Origin of the sequence: Pantoea sp. RIT413 (genome assembly GCF_003057675.2) — a bacterium.
Classification (GTDB): domain Bacteria; phylum Pseudomonadota; class Gammaproteobacteria; order Enterobacterales; family Enterobacteriaceae; genus Pantoea; species Pantoea eucrina.
Window position 1 is genome coordinate 1 of record NZ_QBJB02000035.1, and the last position, 440, is coordinate 440.

Sequence of the window (440 nt, forward strand, 5' to 3'; positions counted from 1 at the left end):
CGGTCGTTTCAAATTTTCAGCTTGTTCCGGATTGTTAAAGAGCAATAACTTCGCAATGCACTCGAAAATGCATTCAGAAGTTGAGTATCAACGTGGGGACGTTGATGGTGGAGCTAAGCGGGATCGAACCGCTGACCTCCTGCGTGCAAGGCAGGCGCTCTCCCAGCTGAGCTATAGCCCCAATGATTCGCAAAACCCTTTACCCAATTCTTTCGAGTTCAAGGCGTGACGACGCGAAGCATAGTGAACTATGCGAGCCGTTGTCATAACGCAGAAATCGGGAGAATTTGGTAGGCCTGAGTGGACTTGAACCACCGACCTCACCCTTATCAGGGGTGCGCTCTAACCACCTGAGCTACAAGCCTGGAGAGAGTTTTACTGCTTCTTTAAATTTCATCAGACAATCTGTGTGAGCACTTCGCGGGAAGGTATCTTCAGGT

At 49.5% G+C, this 440-nt stretch carries 2 tRNA genes; both read right to left on the bottom strand.

Features of this window, described 5'->3' with window-relative positions:
* Nucleotides 1-105: 105 nt before the first annotated feature.
* Nucleotides 106-181, bottom strand: a tRNA-Ala gene (locus tag DBY66_RS17725).
* Between the two features lie 107 nt (nt 182-288).
* Nucleotides 289-365: transfer RNA gene (locus DBY66_RS17730), tRNA-Ile, on the bottom strand.
* Nucleotides 366-440 lie beyond the last annotated feature (75 nt).